Origin of the sequence: Paraburkholderia sp. BCC1876 (genome assembly GCF_902833695.1) — a bacterium.
Lineage (GTDB): Bacteria > Pseudomonadota > Gammaproteobacteria > Burkholderiales > Burkholderiaceae > Paraburkholderia.
The window spans coordinates 1-520 of sequence record NZ_CADFGI010000053.1 but is presented as its reverse complement, the minus strand read 5'-3'; the positions used below and the strand labels follow the sequence as shown (position 1 = coordinate 520).

Here is a 520-nt window from a genome sequence, read left to right as displayed (position 1 = left end):
GGATGGCTCGGCACCAGGTAGTGCGCGCTGACCTCGTTGTGGGTCAGCACGAACAGCGCGCGCTGGTCGTCCGACTCCGTGTAGTGCAGCACCAGGAAGCGCACGCGCGAATCGGTGCCGCGCGCCGGATGGCTCGTATCGGCGACGTAACCATCGCGATCGACCAGCGTCGGCGAGGCGCAGGCGGCGAGCAAGGCCGCCGCGCAGCCGAACACCAGCACCCGCGAGGCGAACGCGGCCCGCGCGCCGGCCACGCGAGCGAGCCGCGCCACCGTGACGTTCAGGCTCTCGACGCTGCCGGCCATCGGGATGTTCATCACGTCGTCGCAGGTGTCGCGCGTGAGGCGGCGCATGCCCTCGCCCTCGGCGCCCATCACCAGCGCGACCGGGCCGTCCAGCTTGGTCTCGTAGAGGCTCGCGCCGGCGTCGTCGGCGGTGCCGATCACCCACACGCCGGCATCCTTGAGCTCGCGCAGCGCACGCGCCAGGTTGGTGACGGTGATGTAGGGCACCGTGTCGG

General features: G+C 71.7%; 1 protein-coding gene. It reads right to left on the bottom strand.

Annotation, left to right across the window (positions count from 1 at the left end):
• A partial coding sequence (locus HWY05_RS38565) for a TrmH family RNA methyltransferase (protein ID WP_279614204.1) occupies positions 1-520 on the bottom strand: 520 nt, incomplete at both ends.